This window comes from Pontibacter aquaedesilientis (assembly GCF_014773225.1).
Lineage (GTDB): Bacteria > Bacteroidota > Bacteroidia > Cytophagales > Hymenobacteraceae > Pontibacter > Pontibacter aquaedesilientis.
The window spans coordinates 33,845-50,853 of the sequence record NZ_JACXAJ010000005.1; the positions used below are offsets into that span (position 1 = coordinate 33,845).

The 17,009-nt window shown below is 48.4% G+C and carries 13 protein-coding genes; 6 read left to right on the plus strand and 7 right to left on the minus strand.

Annotated features, from left to right (window positions below):
* Window positions 1-2: 2 nt before the first annotated feature.
* From H9Q13_RS11655 to H9Q13_RS11670, 4 genes are read right to left on the minus strand one after another with little or no spacing between them, the layout of a single operon-like run.
* A complete protein-coding gene (locus tag H9Q13_RS11655; protein ID WP_191183984.1) occupies window positions 3-527 on the minus strand; it encodes a DUF3341 domain-containing protein in 525 nt (174 codons plus the stop codon).
* 2 nt (window positions 528-529) lie between these two features.
* The gene (gene nrfD, locus H9Q13_RS11660; protein WP_191183985.1) at window positions 530-1,948 is read right to left on the minus strand and encodes an NrfD/PsrC family molybdoenzyme membrane anchor subunit; all 1,419 of its coding nucleotides are present in this window, start codon (window positions 1,946-1,948) and stop codon (window positions 530-532) included.
* A 20-nt stretch (window positions 1,949-1,968) separates the two neighbouring features.
* Window positions 1,969-4,974 carry a TAT-variant-translocated molybdopterin oxidoreductase gene (locus tag H9Q13_RS11665; RefSeq protein ID WP_191183986.1) on the minus strand — a complete coding sequence of 1,002 codons (3,006 nt, stop codon included), beginning with the start codon at window positions 4,972-4,974 and terminating at the stop codon, window positions 1,969-1,971.
* Between the two features lie 39 nt (window positions 4,975-5,013).
* A complete protein-coding gene (locus H9Q13_RS11670) occupies window positions 5,014-6,279 on the minus strand; it encodes a c-type cytochrome (RefSeq protein WP_191183987.1) in 1,266 nt (421 codons plus the stop codon).
* Window positions 6,280-6,815: 536 nt separating this feature from the next.
* Here H9Q13_RS11670 and rpsF point away from each other — a divergent pair.
* The 6 genes from rpsF to priA all read left to right on the plus strand — a co-directional run bounded on the left by rpsF (window position 6,816) and on the right by priA (window position 14,256).
* Window positions 6,816-7,184: a 30S ribosomal protein S6 gene (gene rpsF / locus H9Q13_RS11675; RefSeq protein WP_191183988.1), complete on the plus strand. Its 369-nt coding sequence runs from the start codon at window positions 6,816-6,818 to the stop codon at window positions 7,182-7,184.
* Window positions 7,184-7,435, plus strand: coding sequence for a 30S ribosomal protein S18 (rpsR, locus tag H9Q13_RS11680; RefSeq protein ID WP_068838643.1), 252 nt, complete (start codon window positions 7,184-7,186; stop codon window positions 7,433-7,435). Before rpsF ends, rpsR begins: the two co-directional genes overlap by 1 nt.
* Window positions 7,436-7,448: 13 nt before the next feature.
* Window positions 7,449-7,892: a 50S ribosomal protein L9 gene (rplI, locus tag H9Q13_RS11685; RefSeq protein WP_191183989.1), complete on the plus strand. Its 444-nt coding sequence runs from the start codon at window positions 7,449-7,451 to the stop codon at window positions 7,890-7,892.
* A 247-nt stretch (window positions 7,893-8,139) separates the two neighbouring features.
* Entirely contained in the window at window positions 8,140-9,120 is a 981-nt protein-coding gene (locus H9Q13_RS11690) for a GSCFA domain-containing protein (protein ID WP_191183990.1), read from the plus strand.
* A 135-nt stretch (window positions 9,121-9,255) separates the two neighbouring features.
* Complete coding sequence (locus H9Q13_RS11695; RefSeq protein WP_191183991.1) at window positions 9,256-11,319, plus strand: thioredoxin domain-containing protein; 2,064 nt, start codon at window positions 9,256-9,258, stop codon at window positions 11,317-11,319.
* A 405-nt stretch (window positions 11,320-11,724) separates the two neighbouring features.
* A complete protein-coding gene (priA, locus tag H9Q13_RS11700; protein WP_191183992.1) occupies window positions 11,725-14,256 on the plus strand; it encodes a replication restart helicase PriA in 2,532 nt (843 codons plus the stop codon).
* 377 nt (window positions 14,257-14,633) lie between these two features.
* On the opposite strand, the gene H9Q13_RS11705 is transcribed toward priA, so the two are convergent.
* From H9Q13_RS11705 to H9Q13_RS11715, 3 genes are all read right to left on the minus strand, one after another.
* Window positions 14,634-14,816 carry a hypothetical protein gene (locus tag H9Q13_RS11705; protein ID WP_191183993.1) on the minus strand — a complete coding sequence of 61 codons (183 nt, stop codon included), beginning with the start codon at window positions 14,814-14,816 and terminating at the stop codon, window positions 14,634-14,636.
* 41 nt (window positions 14,817-14,857) lie between these two features.
* Window positions 14,858-16,297 (minus strand): SLC13 family permease, encoded by a 1,440-nt coding sequence (locus H9Q13_RS11710; protein ID WP_191183994.1) that lies wholly within the window; start codon window positions 16,295-16,297, stop codon window positions 14,858-14,860.
* A gap of 104 nt (window positions 16,298-16,401) precedes the next feature.
* Entirely contained in the window at window positions 16,402-16,926 is a 525-nt protein-coding gene (locus H9Q13_RS11715; protein WP_191183995.1) for a DinB family protein, read from the minus strand.
* Between the last annotated feature and the right edge of the window lie 83 nt (window positions 16,927-17,009).

The following is a 17,009-nucleotide window of genomic DNA, read 5'->3' on the forward strand; positions in this document are numbered from 1 at the left end:
CATTATTTGATTACCTCCTTCTCGTTAACTTCGATAGCACCATTAGAACGAAGCAGGTTGTTAAGTGCTGACATGTCTGTTACACCTTCTTTCACTTCGATCGCCATCACAAACTTGTCATCTGTTGAGCGCTTGTCAAAAACATTCACCTTAAAGGAAGGCTTCAGTTTTGTAACAATGAAGAAAGTGATCACCATACCGAAAGCGGCGCATAATACGGTAAGTTCGAATGTTACCGGGATGAAGGCCGGCAATGAGATGTGCGGCTTACCACCGATGATCATTGGCCAGTCGAAACCAAGCATCCAGATTTGCATCCACAATGCGAAGGAAGTTCCGAACAAACCGCAGAAAAATGCTACGATTGGAAGTCTGGAACGCTTGATACCTAATACATCATCGATACCGTGTACAGGGTATGGCGAGAAAACTTCGTAAATATTAGTACCGGCAGCCCGGACGTTCTCGATGGCCTGCAGCAGGACATCCTCATCATCGTAGATACCTAGAACGAATTTTTTAGTCATTGCTATGGATGTGTATTAGTGTGCGAATCCTTATCAGTTCCGTGCATGGTGCCATGTGGGTGGTGCTTCACTTCTGAAGAAGACTTCAGGATAGATTTCACCTCTGCCATATTCACTACAGGGAAGAACTTGGCAAACAAAAGGAACAATGTGAAGAACAAACCGATTGTGCCGACATAAACTCCGATGTCTACAATTGTTGGAGAGAACATAGCCCATGAAGATGGCAGGTAGTCTCGGTGCAGTGACGTTACGATAATTACGAATCGTTCGAACCACATACCAATGTTCACGAAGATAGTGATAATGAAGGTAGCGGTCAGACTTCTTCTGATGCTTCTGAACCAGAACAGCTGTGGTGTAATTACGTTACAGGTCATCATAGCCCAGTAAGCCCACCAGTAAGGACCAGTAGCACGGTTGATGAAGGCGTACTGCTCATATTCTACACCTGAGTACCAAGCAATAAAGAATTCAGTGATATAAGCCACACCTACGATGGAGCCAGTCAGGATAATTACCTTGTTCATCGACTCCACGTGCTCCAGCGTAATGTAATCTTCCAGTTTGAATACTTTGCGCGTGATAATCATCAGCGTAAGTACCATCGCGAAACCAGAGAAGATCGCACCTGCCACGAAGTATGGAGGGAAGATCGTGGTGTGCCATCCTGGAATTACAGAGGTTGCAAAGTCCATGGATACGATCGTGTGAACAGAAAGTACCAGTGGAGTCGCAAGACCAGCCAGAATGAGGGAAACCGTTTCGTAACGAGACCAGGCTTTGGCGGAACCAGTCCAACCAAATGAAAGGAACGCATAAGCTCTGCGGGCGATCGGACCTGTTGCTCTGTCGCGGATGGTTGCAAAGTCAGGAATCAAACCGATGTACCAGAAAACAAGCGATACTGAGAAGTAGGTAGAGATCGCGAACACGTCCCAAAGGAGTGGTGAGTTGAAGTTAACCCAAAGCGAACCGAAGGTGTTAGGCAATGGAAGCACCCAATAGGCCAACCAAGGACGACCCATGTGCAAAACCGGGAACATGGCGGCGCATATTACGGCAAAGATCGTCATCGCCTCGGCTGCGCGGTTAATTGAAGTTCTCCACTTCTGACGGAACAGGAGGAGGATCGCTGAGATCAGCGTACCGGCGTGACCGATACCTACCCACCACACGAAGTTGGTGATATCCCATGCCCATCCTACTGTTTTGTTGAGGCCCCACTCGCCTATACCGAACCACAGGGTGCGGTATACGGACCAAAGAAAAATAGCCAGACCTACCAGAGCCACAGCAAGGGCAGCCGCCCAACGTGCGTTGGGCTTGGCCTCCACCTGTCTGCAGACATCTTCGGTGATATCGTGGTATGTTTTACCCCCCGTTACCAGAGGCTCTCTTATCGGAGATACGTGCTGCATAGCGCTATCTAAATTTTAAATTAAGCTAAGTTTCTAATTTTTGTCAGGTATGTCACGTTCGGCTGTACGTTCAGTTCTTCCAGTACGTGGAAGGCACGCTCGCCTTTTTCACGGGCAAGAGTCTTAGAAATACGGCTTTCCGGATCCAGCATATCACCGAAGATGATCGCGTCGGTTGGGCATGACTGCGCACAGGCACTCACGATTTCACCGTCAACCGGTCTTCTGTTCTCACGCTTGGCTTCGAGCTTGCCCAACTGCACGCGCTGCACGCAGAAAGAGCATTTCTCCATTACACCTCTGGAACGAACCGTTACATCCGGGTTCAACACCATCTTACCCAAGTCGTTGTTCATGTTGAAGTCAAACTTATCGTTGTTAGAATAAGCGAACCAGTTGAAACGACGAACTTTATAAGGGCAGTTGTTAGCGCAATAGCGGGTACCTACACAACGGTTATAAGCCATCTGGTTGATACCTTCTGAACTGTGCATTGTGGCAGCAACCGGGCAAACCGTCTCACATGGAGCATGGTTACAGTGCTGGCACATCATTGGCTGGAAGATAACGCTTGGATTGTCGGCCGGATTTTCCATTGTCTGGTAATCCTTCGCCTCATGCTCCACAGCACTATAGTAACGGTCGATACGCATCCAGTGCATTTCACGACGGTTCAGAACTTCCTGCTTGCCTACTACTGGAATGTTATTCTCAGCCTGACAGCTGATCGTACAAGCACCACAACCGATACAGGAGTTAAGGTCAACTACCATACCCCAATGGTGGTTCTTGTATTCGTAGTCATCCCATAGGGAGATAGCAGCTGGCTTAGCCGGACCCTCATGCGTAGCGATACGGATGTATTCCGTTACTTCTTTCGGGTTTTTCTTATAGTTAGCCAGTGTGTTTTCCTGCACAACCAGACGATCCATGATCGTGTGGTGCGTTTGCATCTGGGCGATCTCAACAGTTGAACCGGTTTTCTCTAGCTGCACACCACCTGCAAACAGAATAGTATTGTCAGCTACCGTAGCTATAGGGAAGGCGTTAGCACCCCGACCTTTAGCAGTTGGCATGGATTCCACCTCACGGCCATAGCCCATGGCTATACCTACTGTTCCTGCCGCTTGTCCTGGCTGGATAAGTGCTGGGAGCTCCAGTGTTTTACCATTCGCGTATGTTACCTTGATAACATTGCCCTGCACGATATCCATTTCTTTTGCCATGCTTTGTGACATAGCAACGTAGTTATCCCAAGTTGCTTTAGAGATAGGGTCAGCCATCTCTTGTAACCATGGGTTATTCGCTTCTGAGCCAGTACCAATCGCTACTTTCTCATAAACTACTGCTTCTATTTTGCCTCCGGCTACAGCTTTGGATGCTCTTCCGGCAGCGTCAGCTGCAGTCATGGTGCTGGCAGCTCCTGTGCTTAAAGCAAGCATGCTGGTACCATTCTCCAGTACACCGTCATGCACGGCTTTCTCCCAGAATGCGTTGAAGTCTCCTGAAGCAGATTTTCTCCAGTTGTTGCGCAGGTACTCGTAGAAGTTGGTGTTGTTGCCACTCCAGGTAAGCAAGCTGTCCTGCATCTGGCGTGTCATGAAGATTGGGCTGATCACAGGCTGAGCCAGGCTTAGGAAGCCTCTTTTCGGCTCGTAGTCATTCCAGGACTCCAGGTAATGATTGTCTGGCGTAACGTAGTCAACCAGTGCAGCAGTCTCATCTACCCTGTCAGCAAATGAAACTTTCAAGGCAACACGCTTTAGGCCACTTGCCACACGCTCTGCAAGTGGATGGTCATAAACAGGGTTTGCACTGTAGAAGAAAACTGCTCCTACGCTACCATTGTTCATTTCCTCGATCAAACGCAGCATTTGCGCATCGTTACCCTGCTTCACAAAGTATGGAGCAGCTGTATCGATCGTTGTGCCTTCCGCTCCTATCGACTTATTGATTGCCGTTATAAGCGTTTGTACAGCAGGATCGTTAGAACCCGACACTACCAATGCACGACCATTGTTCGCACGGAGATCTTTGATAACCGCGTCGATGGCCTTTTTATCTACAGTAGCAGGAGCGCTTGAACCCTGGCCAGAAAGACCATTGTAGATTGCCTTTACTACTGCCAGCTCTTCTGAAGGCTTGATTGGAACACGTACGTCTGCGTTAGCACCTGTCAGAGACATAATGGTCTCGAACTGGTAGTGGCGTGACATGTTACGGTTGTCAGAAGATACTTTTCTATTTTGGATGTACTGTTTTGCAAATGGAATTGGAGCAACCCATGTACCCAGGAAATCAGCACCGATGCTCACAATGATGTTCGCCTTGCTGAAGTCATACCCTGGCACCACGCCACCGTTCGCTCCTATCAGGGCCGAAGCAGAGTTAGCGTCGTAAGTTACGTGCTCGAAATTACCAGTTTTAGCACCGAACTCATTGATCAATTGCTTGGTAGAGGGGCTGATAACAGTAGAAGACACGAAAGCTACTTTGCCGCTTACACGGGAAAGTGCTGAACGAATCTCACTGTCAACCTTTTTCCACTCTGCTTCTTTGCCTTTGATCAGTGGCGTGCGAAGTCTGTTATTGTCATAAAGACTCAGTACAGATGCCTGTGCCTTTGAGCTTGTGCCCATTGGCGTGAGCGAAGAGCTTGGGTTTGGCTCTATTTTGATTGGTCGCCCTTCGCGTGACTTCACCAGGATGCTGTTGAAGTCGCCGTTGTTGAAGTAAGTAGACGCATACCAGTTTGCTACACCTGGCTCTACATCCACTGGTTTATTCAGGTATGGAATTGCCTTTCTTACAGGCGCCTCACATGAAGCGAGCGTGGCAGCTGCCAGGCCAAAGCCTAACAGTTTTAGGAAATCTCTTCTTGGGGCAGTTGCTCCCGAAGACTCTCCGTCTCCTTTTGCTTCGTTTATCGGCAGGAATTCTGGAAACTCATTATGAGCGTTTTTCGCGAATCCAGGAGTATTCTCAAGCTCCTCTATCCCTTTCCAGTATTTTATTCTGTCTTGCATATTATATCTAGAAAACTCGAATCCTTAAATCTTAATTAATTAGTAGTGGCACTTAGAACATTCTGCACCACCATTGGACGTCACTGTAAAGGCACCTTTGGAGCTCTCCTCGTGCAATTTCACCAGGTTGTCATAATATGCATTCCCTTCTGTGTTGAGAGGCGTTTCACGGTGACAGTCGATACACCAGCCCATCGTTAGCGGAGAGTACTGGTACACCACTTCCATTTCCTGGATAGGACCGTGGCAAGTCTGGCACTCGATTCCACCAACCTGTGTGTGCTGTGAGTGGTTGAAGTAAGCCAGGTCAGGCAAATTATGAATGCGCACCCACTCGATCGGCTTGTTACGCTCTAGGGCTTTGTAAATCTTTTGGATTTCAGGAGATTCTGTTTTGATCTGGCTATGGCAGTTCATACAGATATTCGCTGATGGTATACTTGCGCTCTTGCTCTCATATACTGTCGTGTGGCAATAGTTACAGTCGATCTGATGCTCGCCAGCGTGCAGTTTGTGCGAGAAGGCGATTGGCTGGGTCGGCGCATAACCTTCCTGAATACCAATACCCATCACTTTACCCAGGGCCAGATCCAGCAGCACTATCACAAAGATCAATACTACCAGTGTGCGTACGGCTTTAGACTTGTATACCTTAGAGAAATCAAAACGCTGATTAACAACCTCTGCGTCATACTCATCCAGTTCCTTATTCTTGTTAAGATAGTTCTTAAGAAGTGAAGAAATCAGCAATAGGGTCACGACCAGCACGATCAGCACAATAATCAGCACTACCAGGATGATATCCAGGTAACCACCAATCGCACCTATAGCATCAGTACCAACATTTTTGCCTGGTGCTGCGTCAACCGCACCAGCGGCCGGAGCCTCAGCAGCTGCAGCCTCAGCTGACTTGATGTAAGTCAGAATAGCTTTCACCTCATCATCAGAGAAAGCAAAGGAAGGCATCGCCTGCTTGTTGAACTGATTGTAAACCGCGATTGCATCCTTATCTCCGGACTGGATCAGCGCCTGGGAGTTTTTGATCCAGCTCACCAGCCAAGGCTGTGCTCTGCGCTCATTAACACCTTTCAGACCAGGACCAACAACTACGTCGCTTCCCACAGAGTGGCATACCACGCAGTTATTCTTGTACAGGGACTCGCCTGCACTTACAATACCTGCATCATCTACAGGTAGACTTGCGCCCTGCGCATACCCAGATGTAGACACCCCGAAGGAAGCCGTCAGGGCAAACAAAAAGGCAATCAAGAATTTGGTTTTCGCTCTTAGTATACAGCTAATCATAGCCAGAATCGCTTGTGTTTAGTATAATGGTGAATTTACTTTACGGGCACAAATCTACTACCTGAAACCCATTAATCAAATATTATATGTTTATTTTTGACCCTATACACAATATCCCCGGGAGTACAATCCTTTTAAACCTATTTCCGCTATTAATTTAATGCTAGGGCCTTTTTTAATTAAAATTATTCTAAATAACCCCTTTGCATTACGCTCGTCTTTCCTTGAAAATATCTACAATTTTAAAGGCATTTCTCAATCACATAATTTACACTTTATGAACCTATACCCATGGGCTTTTGTTTGCCTGCGCCGAGGTAATTGTTGAACTTTCAATTTGTGTTCACTCCCTCTAGTTGGCTACCTTATATATATATAGTGTGTAATCGTTATGCTCCCAAAAGCCTACTCGCGGGATATCCGTTGTTATCCACTCTTCAATTCCCTGCACTCACGCATAATTTCTACACAAGTTTTTGTATTACAGAATCCTTACCGTATATTTGCACCCTAAAACAAAAAATTCTCATAACCAAATGGAATTAAAAAATTACGAAACGGTCTTCATTCTGACGCCTCTGTTGAACGAGACGCAGATGCAGGAAACGGTCGAGAAGTTCAGACAGGTGCTTAAGGAAAATAGCGCCGACATTATCCACGAAGAGAACTGGGGCCTGCATAAGCTTGCTTACCCAATCCAGAAGAAATCTACTGGTTTCTACCACCTCATCGAGTTTAAGGCTCCATCTACTGTAATTGATGTGCTTGAGCTGGCTTATCGCCGCGACGAAAAAGTTGTTCGCTTCCTTACTACTGCTCTTGATAAGCACGCAGTTGCTTACAACGAGCGCAGAAGAAAAGGTGAGTTTAAATCACAGGCTAAAAAAGAGGAGGTTAAAGCATAATGAGCCTAGTTAACGAAAGAGTACACAAGCAAGAGAATCGTCAGAAATACTGCCGTTTCAAGAAAAGCGGTATCAAGTATATCGACTATAAGGATGGCAACTTCCTGCTTAAGTTCGTAAACGAGCAGGGCAAGATCCTTCCAAGAAGATTGACAGGCACTAGCCTGAAGTTCCAGCGTAAAGTTGCTCAGGCTGTTGCCCGTGCACGTCACCTGGCTATCTTACCTTATGTAACTGATTCTTTAAAATAAGGAGGTAACGAACATGGAAGTAATACTTAAAGATGACGTTAAGAACCTTGGTTACAAGAACGATATCGTTACTGTAAAGCCAGGATATGGCCGTAACTACCTTATCCCACAGGGACTGGCTGTTTTGGCTGACAAGACTAACAAGAAAATCGTAGCTGAGAACATCCGCCAGGCTGCTCACAAACTGGAGAAAATCCAGAATGACGCGCAGGAAGTGGCAGATAAGATCGGTGACCTTACGTTGGAAATCCCTACTAAAGTAGGTGAAACTGGCAAGATCTTCGGCTCTGTTACAACGAACCAGATTTCTGAGGCTCTTAAGGCAAAAGGTCACGATGTAGACCGTAAGCGCATTTCTTTTGATCAGGAAGTGAAAACAGCTGGCGAATACACTGCCACGCTGAACCTGCACAAAGAAGTGAAGCACCAGATCCGTTTCAACGTAGTAGCTGAGTAATTTTAGCCGCTACCAATAAAAAAAGCGCCCTGCCCAAAAGCAGGGCGCTTTTTTTATTGCCCACTTCCGGTTATTTTGCGGTATACCTGTGGCTGCACCGAATTAAGAATTAGAATACAAAACGGGATATTTCTTACTCTGATAACACAATACTACGTTATTTCTAAAAATTAGAATGCTCTCCTACTACACCGCGTTGATCACTAACTCAGAACTCAAGACTCAGAACTCATAAACTCGTCAGCCTATGTTCCGAACCGAAGTAAATATACCTGCCAGTGACTTGAGCCTGACTTTGCAGGATGGCATGGTTACTATCGGTTCGTGCTTTGCGGAAGTAATCGGCGGTAAACTACTCGAAAACAAAGCGAATGTGCTGGTAAACCCTTTTGGAACGGTTTTCAACCCACTTTCTGTCTGCCGTCTGCTACAGGCTACCATCGGACAGCAGCACAGCTTCGAGAATAATCTGGTGCAGCACGATGGAATCTGGTATGCCTACGATCTGCACTCCTCCCTCTCCTCCCCTAACCGCGCAGAGCTCTTACAACTTATTTCTGAGCGACTCGAACACACCAACAAAGCCCTAAAACAGGCGAAACTACTGATCATCACATTGGGAACGGCTATAGGTTATCGTTTACAGAGCACTGGTGAGGTTGTTGCGAATTGCCATAAGCTGCCCGCCCGCCAGTTTAACCGTGAGTTGTTATCGATTGAAACCATACAGGCTGATTTTGAAAACACGTTGGCCTTATTGCGACAATTCAACCCCAAGCTGCAGGTATTGCTCACCGTTAGCCCGGTACGGCACATCAAGGAAACCATCGAAACCAATAGCGTGAGTAAGGCGATGCTGCGGGTGCTGTGCCATCAATTAACCCAACCATTCCAACAGGTAAGCTACTTCCCTGCGTTCGAGATAATGATGGACGACCTGCGGGACTACCGTTTTTATGGCCGCGACATGGTGCATCCGACAGCGGTGGCTGAAGACTACATCTGGGATAAATTCACAAACGCCTACCTCGACAAAAGCTTTCTCGTTTTTTTAAAAGAATGGGAAAAGATGCGCCGCGCCGTGGCACATCGCCCTTTCCACCCTCAGTCGGAGGCCCATCAATCCTTTTTGAATAAAACTTTGCAGCAACTGCATGCCCTATCGCAACGGTATAGCCTGGACATTTCCGAAGAAGCGCAGGTACTCCAACGCCAGATCATTCTTTAATTTCTGCTGCAGGACGGTCTGTTAACTGCTACAGGTATAGCCATTTGGCTTTCAGGACGGTGGCCCATATAGGCATACTTTTACTGGTCTTGCCCGTAGGTATAGAGTGCCTATAGCCAGTAAACCTTGACGACAATGGCCAAAAACAAAAAACCAAATAGACTGATACAAGAGAGTAGCCCGTATTTGCTACAGCATGCCCATAATCCGGTTGACTGGTACCCCTGGGGTGATGAGGCGCTACAAAAGGCAAAGCAGGAAGACAAGCCTATTTTGGTGAGCATTGGCTATGCTGCCTGCCACTGGTGCCATGTCATGGAGCACCAGTCTTTCGAGAATGATAAGATCGCCAAAGTGATGAATGAGCATTTTGTGTGTATCAAAGTAGACCGCGAGGAACGACCCGATGTGGATGCCGTGCACATGGATGCACTGCAGGCCATGGGCGTACAGGGAGGCTGGCCCTTGAATGTGTTTTTGAACTCGGACGCAAAGCCTTTCTATGGTGGCACCTATTTTTCTCCGCAACAGTGGGTCACCCTTTTACTTAACATTGCCGAAGCATACCAGAAAAACCGGCAGGAACTCGATCAGTCAGCCGAGCAGTTTGTGCAGCACCTGAACCAAAGTGAGCTGACCAGGTATGGGCTGCACGAAAGTGAGGCCAGTGTGAGTGAGCATGAATTTGAGCAACTCTACCAGAACCTAGCCAAACAATTCGACAAGAAACACGGCGGTTTGGGCAGAGCACCCAAATTTCCCATGCCTACCAATTACCTGTTCCTGCTCCGCTACTACCACCATGTCGGCGACGAAACCGCTCTGAAACACCTCAACCTGACGCTGCACGAAATGGCCTATGGCGGAATTTACGACCAGATTGGGGGTGGTTTTGCCCGCTATTCGGTGGATGAAAAATGGCTGGTGCCTCACTTCGAGAAAATGCTCTATGATAACGGCCAGTTAGTAAGCCTATATGCGGAGGCCTATTTGCTGACCAAAGACCCGCTTTACAAAGACGTAGCCTATGAGACCATTGCCTTTGTGGAGCGGGAACTTATGAGCGAAGAAGGCGGCTTTTATTCGTCGCTCGACGCAGACAGCGAAGGCGTGGAGGGCAAATTCTACGTTTTCACCAGAGAAGAATTGCAGGACTTAGTCGGCGAAGAAGAACCGATCATGACGAAATACTATCATGCCACCACAACCGGAAACTTTGAGCACGGGCAAAACATCCTACACCGTCGGATCAGCGACGAGCATTTTGCAAAGGAGAACGAACTGGAGCTGGAGGTATTGGAGGAAATGGTAAAAACCTGGAAAGAGAAGCTGATGGAGGCACGGGCTAAACGCATCCGACCGGGGCTGGACGACAAGATTCTTTGCTCCTGGAATGCGCTCATGCTCAAAGGGCTTGCGGACGCGTACTATACCTTCGGCAATAAACATTTCCTGCATTTGGCCACACGCAATGCGGAGTTCATGCTGCAGCGCTTCAAAAAGGGTGACAGGCTATACCATAACTATAAAAAAGGCACTGCTTCCATCGAGGGTTTCTTAGAGGACTATGCGCTGTTCATCCGGGCACTTATTCGGGTATATGAGATCACGTTTGATGAGAAATACCTGCAGGAAGCCCGGCAACTCGTCCATTATACCTTGGCCAACTTCTTCGACGAACAGGAAAAGCTCTTCTTCTTCACTGATCAAAACGCCCAAAGATTGGTGGCCCGTACAAAAGAGCTGCTTGACAATGTGATCCCCTCTTCTAACTCCGTGATGGCGACTAACCTCTACCTATTGGGGTTGTACTTCAATGAGGAGCGCTTCCAGCAATTATCCGATGCCATGCTGGCGCAGGTCAAACCGCTGGTCGTGAAAGAGCCAAGCCACATGAGTAACTGGGCCTGTCTGTACTTCCATAAGCTGGAGCCCACCGCTGAAGTTGCGATTGTGGGTCAATCGGCACCGGAAATGCGCTCCGAACTTAGCTCCTTCTACATCCCCAACATGCTGCTGGCCGGCACCGACAAGCAAAGCACCCTCCCCTTGCTGCAGGATCGCAGCGCCGTAAATGGCAAAACCACGGTATACGTGTGCTATAACAAAGCCTGCCAGCTTCCGGTACACACAGCCGGCGAAGCTTTGGAGCAGCTACAAAAGGGACTTAAGAAAGATCCCAAATTCCCGGCACTGTAGTATACCTTGGCAAGTATCAGGACACTAGTCGTGAGACTTAAAACAGGGCAAGGATGATCCCTGCTATACCTACAACGGCGCTGCTCCATTACTTTATTTGAAAGCCACCGCTAGTCTCGCAACTGAAAAAACTCAGCATTCCCCTCATCTCTGACTGTTAAACCAAGGTTGCGATTGCCCCACTCCTGTCCCTCCACAAAGGCGCATTTGGAGCAAAAGCAATTTATTTTCCTTCCCATGAGTGCTAAGGATGGGTAAAGGCTTTGAGTCCATTCTGTAAATTCCGGCTTGAGTTTCTGATTCGTCTCAGTCTTAACGTTGCAGGTATAGCCATACCTCATGGAAAGCCTTCGGGATTTACCGGCTTTTTTACGACCTTTGTAAGGTATACCCTATACCTGAAACTTGTCCGAACTACTCGATTTCAATTATCCGCCTGAGCCCGCAGTGGACCGTGTCACACTCTTTGCCGATGTGATTCTGCCCCTGCCGTTGCCAAAGCTCTATACCTACCGCATCCCATTCGAAATGAACGACGATGTGCTTGTAGGCGCCCGGGTAATTGTGCAGTTCGGGGCCAAGCGGGTACTCAGCTGCATCGTTGCCGACATCCACGAAAACGCCCCTGCAGACTATCAGGCCAAGTATATTCTGGATGTGCTCGACGACAAGCCAATCGTCACAGCCCCGCAACTCAAGCTCTTCCGCTGGATCGCGGACTATTACATGTGCACCATCGGCGAGGTGATCAATGCGGCATTGCCCTCTGCACTCAAGCTCAGCAGTGAGTCACGAATACAGCTGCATCCGCATTTCAATCCGGAGGAAGACGATATTCCTTTTGCAACGCAGGAGGCCAAGATCATCTATGCTTTGCAACAGAACCAAGCCCTCACCTTCTCGGACGTAGGCAATCTGTTACAGATCAAGAGTTACCACAAATTCATCAAATCGCTCATCCAGAAGGAGGCGATTATCATATTTGAGCAGGTAAGCGATCGTTTTTCGCCCAAAGTGGTGAAGAAGATCCGCTTGACCGAGCATTTTGTGCAGGAAGAAGGTATGCTGGAGGAACTCTTTAACCAGCTCGCACCCAAGCCAAAGCAACTTGACATCCTCCTCAATTATCTTCAGAAGGTGCCTGTGCACCAGGACATCAACCTGAACTATGCAGGCATAGAGAAAAGTGCACTGGCCAACAATCCGCACCTTTCCAAATCCTCTATTGACTCGCTCATCAAAAAAGGCGTGCTCGAGCAGTTCGACCAGATCATCTCCCGTTTCCCGGTAGACAACTCTGTGCCGCTCAAGCCCATGACACTGTCGGAGCATCAGGAGCAGGCAAAGGATGAAATTCTGGGATTGTTCAAGGAGAAGGATACGGTGCTGTTGCATGGCGTGACGGGCAGCGGCAAAACGGAGGTATACATCGACCTGATCAAGCATGCGCTGGAAGGCGGCGGGCAAGTACTCTACCTGTTGCCGGAGATAGCCCTCACGGCCCAGATCGTGACCCGCCTCATGAAAGTGTTTGGCGACAAGCTGGGCATTTACCATTCCAAGTTTTCGGATAACGAAAGAGCGGAGGTATGGCAAGGCGTGCTCTCGGGCCGCTTCCAGCTGGTGGTGGGTGTGCGTTCGGCTGTTTTCCTGCCTTTCCATAACCTGTCGCTGATCATAGTAGACGAGGAGCACGAGCCCAGCTACAAGCAGTATGACCCGGCGCCCAGGTATAACGCCCGGGAAACGGCCCTGATGATGGCCCACCTGCAAGGCGCCAAAACACTCTTGGGTTCGGCCACGCCGTCCATCGAGACCTACTATAACTGCAAGACCGGCCGCTGGGGACTCGTGACCATGAGCAAACGCTTCGGCGAGGCGAAGCTTCCGGAAATAGAGCTCATTAACGTGCGCGAAGAACAGCACCGGAAAAACATGCACAATCACTTTTCGGGCAAGCTGATTACAGCCATCGAAACGCGGCTGGCACGAAACGAACAGGTGATTCTCTTCCAGAACCGCCGTGGCTATGCCCCCTTCATCAGCTGCGACGAGTGCTCCTGGATACCCAAGTGTAAACACTGTGCCGTGAGTCTTTCCTACCACAAGTATAACAGCGAACTACGCTGCCACTACTGCGGTTACCACGAGCGCATGCCACACGATTGTCCGGCCTGTGGCGCCACCACGCTCAAAAGTATGGGCTTCGGCACTGAGAAGGTGGAAGACGACCTCAAACTTATGCTGCCAAACGCTGAGGTGCAGCGCATGGACCTGGACACGACCAAAAAGAAAAACAGCTACCAGCAGATCATCGCCGACTTTGAAACCGGCAAAACCAACGTGCTGATCGGCACGCAGATGGTCACCAAAGGACTCGACTTCGAGAACGTGAGTCTGGTAGGTATACTCAATGCCGACAGTATCATCCATTTCCCGGATTTTAGGGCGCATGAGCGGGCCTACCAACTGTTTGTGCAGGTAAGCGGCCGGGCAGGCCGTAAAGGCAAACCGGGCACGGTACTCATCCAGACCCGCGACCCACTGCAGCCAATCTTCCGGAAAGTACACAGCAACGACTATACCTCGCTTTACGAGCACGAGATAGAGGAGCGCATGCGCTTCGGCTACCCACCCTTTGCCCGCATGATCCGAATTACAGTGAAGCATGCCGATGAGAAGATCTCTGAGAATGCCGCCATTGTGCTAGCCAAGGATCTGACCGATCAATTAGGTCGCCAGCTGGTGCTAGGACCGGAAGTGCCATACATCTTCAAGATCCGGAACCTGTTTCTGAATGAGATTCATGTAAAATTGCCGCGTGAGAACGTGAATTTAAGAGCTGCCAAACAGGCTATTTCGAAGGTAATTCAGCAGCTGTATCAGCTTCCTGACTTTAAAGGGATAAGGGTTGTTGCGGATGTGGACCCGGCGTAAGCTGCTTAACTATTGCTTGATCCGATTTTTGCTAGCGTAGCTACATCAGTTACAAGTATAGCAACTTGTATTGTTGTTTGGCTTGGCCAGCCGGTCTCTACTTTTTTCTCCCGAATCAAGTTCGGGAGAGGGATCAGAGGTGGTTGGATCCTGTTCCCGTATCCAGGAAAATCCTGCTAATCCTAAAATCCTGTTAATCCTGATCCAGACAAACGAATCTACCGTAAAAATATTTTATTTTTCCTAACCCATCTGAAACCCTGTCAAAAATGGGGGCGTATAAAGAGTACCTTTGGCTAAAAGTTGAAAGCCTGAAAATCAGGAATATCTACCAAGATACTCTATGATTTTCAGGCTTTTCTTCTTTAATCCGCTACCTATTGCTGCTTTCTGCTTCTGTTTAGCAGTACCACATACATGATCCCGAATCCGAGGAAAGCAATCAAAAAGAAGATATCCATCCACGTGTAGACTCCCTGCATAATCTGCCAGCCTTTTACGCCTGCGAAGACAAAACAGGCGATGGCAAGCAATATTCTGAAAATTCTCTGGTTAGGCATAAACGTTATGTAAGTGTGAACAAAGAGAACAAGGTATAAAATCAGCGCGACAAATAGAAAGTTACCCAAAAGGTAATTACAGCCGCTGCCACCATATTGAGTAGTAGCCCCGTACGCACCATGGTGCTGATGGGCACTTGTTTACTACCGTACACGATCGCATTAGGGGGAGTGGCAACGGGCAGCATAAAAGCCATGCTGCAAGCCACTACTACACCCAGCACGGGGTATAGCCCCGGCAATTGCAGCTGATTCAGAACCCCAATCACAATCGGGACAAAGGTAATGGCGATGGCCGTGTTCGAACTCACTTCTGTCAGCAGAAGCACCCCGCCCACCAAGACCAGTACCAAAAGAAACAGCTGCTCCGGATCAACAAAAGTAGTGATGCTGGCTCCGATCACGTCAGCCAAACCCGAACTTACCACTAACTGCCCCAAGGCCATACCTCCCCCAAAAAGAAGAATCGTATCCCAGTCAATTTTCAGCAGATCGTCGCCCGTGAGTGTGCCTTCTCCTTCGTTCTCCTGCCCCGGCGGAATCAGGAACAGCAGCAAGGCCGCCAGCACAGCCACCGTGCTCTCGGCAAAATAGGTGCTCATGAAGGTATAAGCCTCTTCCATACCCAACAGGTTAAACACACCAGGACTCAACCAAAGTATAACAGCCAGTGCAAAAACGCCCATAGTTATCTGTTCGCCCTTCGAGATCGGTGGTTGCGTTTGTGTATGTTCTGCCACATAAGCTTTTATACCTGCCAGGCTAAAGCTAAATTTCTTCAGAAACCAGCGCACATACAGCAGCATAAAGGCATACAAACTCAAAGAGATCGGCAAGGCCATGATCATCCACTCCAGAAAATCAATGCGTATGCCCTCTTTGGCCAGATAATTTACCCCGATCAGGTTAGGCGGGGAGCCGATGATGGTACTAATGCCCCCAATCGAGGCGCTGTAGGCTATACCTAACAAAAAGAATGGCGCCGGGCTTTTATGTGATCCGGGTTCATGAATAAGCTGCACTACGCCAATGGTCAAAGGCAGCAGCATGGCTACCGTCACAGAGTTGCTCACCCACATCGAGAGCATATACGACACCAGCGAAAAACCCAAAAACAGACTGAACAGGCTTTTCTGAAAAACCCGCCGGGATAAAATAAAGAGGGCGATTCGTTTATCGAGGCCGTGGCGGGTCATGGAGCGGGCCAGCAGGAAGCTGCCTATAAATAGCAGGATAATCGGGTGACCGAGGTTTTGAAAGGCGGTGCTGATGTCCCCTATACCTGTCATCACGGCCAGGAGCACTCCCAGAAAAGCGGTCATGGAAAGCGGAATCACTTCAGTCATCCAGAAGGCAAGACAGAACACCATGATGGTCGCCACTTTCCGGGCATCGGGCTCCAGTCCTGCCGTAAGCCACCACATTGCCGTAGCCAGTAAAGGAGCTACTATCAATCCAATGTTTCTTCTGGTTAAATTCATGGATTTAAATATAACAATAAAACCAGCACAAGGGGCTGGTTTTAAGGTATAGTCCAAGAAAAGACAGGTGCCGACAGACTGGCTCAGCCTGCCCTTGTTTGTTTCTAAATGAGGTAACGTTGTTTTATAATATTCAGGTGATGTATCTCATGGCCCAGAATAGCAAAACCCAAGGCACGCACTGATACGCTACGGCCGCTGGCAGTACCTTTCCGGTCCAGCATTTCATCTTCAAACCCTTTAAACAACTCGATCGTAGCTTGTCGGGCAGCAGCGTACTCAGCCAGGATAGAAGTAATGGGACGTGCATCTGACTTGCTTTCTTCAGCATAAGCATTCTCGTCGAAGCCAGGCAACTCCGTCTTATCATTTCGGGCAAAACACAGGGCTCGGTAGGCAAATATGCGCTCCGTATCAGCCAGGTGCATCAGTATTTCTTTGATCGACCATTTGCCGGGCTGGTAGCGGTGCTTTAGCTGTTGTTCTTTCAGAGAGAGCATAAGATTTACGATGTACTCTTCGCTCGCAGCGAGTGCCGTCAGCAAGTCATCGGTGTTGGCGTTACCGATGTAGCTGTTGAAGAACTCGTCGTATTCAGATGCTTGTGGGGCTGTTATGATTCTATCCATAATTTATGGTGGATTTTGTAATAGTGTTTCAGGTATAACGTGAAGGTACAAATTATATGTGTACAAGGGGTAGCGGCAATTAT

What these genes read in the sequence shown, in the direction of transcription:
- rpsR (WP_068838643.1), top strand. Translation starts at nt 7,184, where the DNA reads ATGAGCCTAGTTAACGAAAGAGTACACAAGCAAGAGAATCGTCAGAAA.
- H9Q13_RS11695 (WP_191183991.1), top strand. Translation starts at nt 9,256, where the DNA reads ATGGCCAAAAACAAAAAACCAAATAGACTGATACAAGAGAGTAGCCCG.
- H9Q13_RS11655 (WP_191183984.1), bottom strand. Translation starts at nt 527, where the DNA reads ATGACTAAAAAATTCGTTCTAGGTATCTACGATGATGAGGATGTCCTG.
- H9Q13_RS11715 (WP_191183995.1), bottom strand. Translation starts at nt 16,926, where the DNA reads ATGGATAGAATCATAACAGCCCCACAAGCATCTGAATACGACGAGTTC.
- H9Q13_RS11705 (WP_191183993.1), bottom strand. Translation starts at nt 14,816, where the DNA reads ATGCCTAACCAGAGAATTTTCAGAATATTGCTTGCCATCGCCTGTTTT.
- H9Q13_RS11665 (WP_191183986.1), bottom strand. Translation starts at nt 4,974, where the DNA reads ATGCAAGACAGAATAAAATACTGGAAAGGGATAGAGGAGCTTGAGAAT.
- H9Q13_RS11690 (WP_191183990.1), top strand. Translation starts at nt 8,140, where the DNA reads ATGTTCCGAACCGAAGTAAATATACCTGCCAGTGACTTGAGCCTGACT.
- nrfD (WP_191183985.1), bottom strand. Translation starts at nt 1,948, where the DNA reads ATGCAGCACGTATCTCCGATAAGAGAGCCTCTGGTAACGGGGGGTAAA.
- H9Q13_RS11670 (WP_191183987.1), bottom strand. Translation starts at nt 6,279, where the DNA reads ATGATTAGCTGTATACTAAGAGCGAAAACCAAATTCTTGATTGCCTTT.
- H9Q13_RS11710 (WP_191183994.1), bottom strand. Translation starts at nt 16,297, where the DNA reads ATGAATTTAACCAGAAGAAACATTGGATTGATAGTAGCTCCTTTACTG.
- rpsF (WP_191183988.1), top strand. Translation starts at nt 6,816, where the DNA reads ATGGAATTAAAAAATTACGAAACGGTCTTCATTCTGACGCCTCTGTTG.
- rplI (WP_191183989.1), top strand. Translation starts at nt 7,449, where the DNA reads ATGGAAGTAATACTTAAAGATGACGTTAAGAACCTTGGTTACAAGAAC.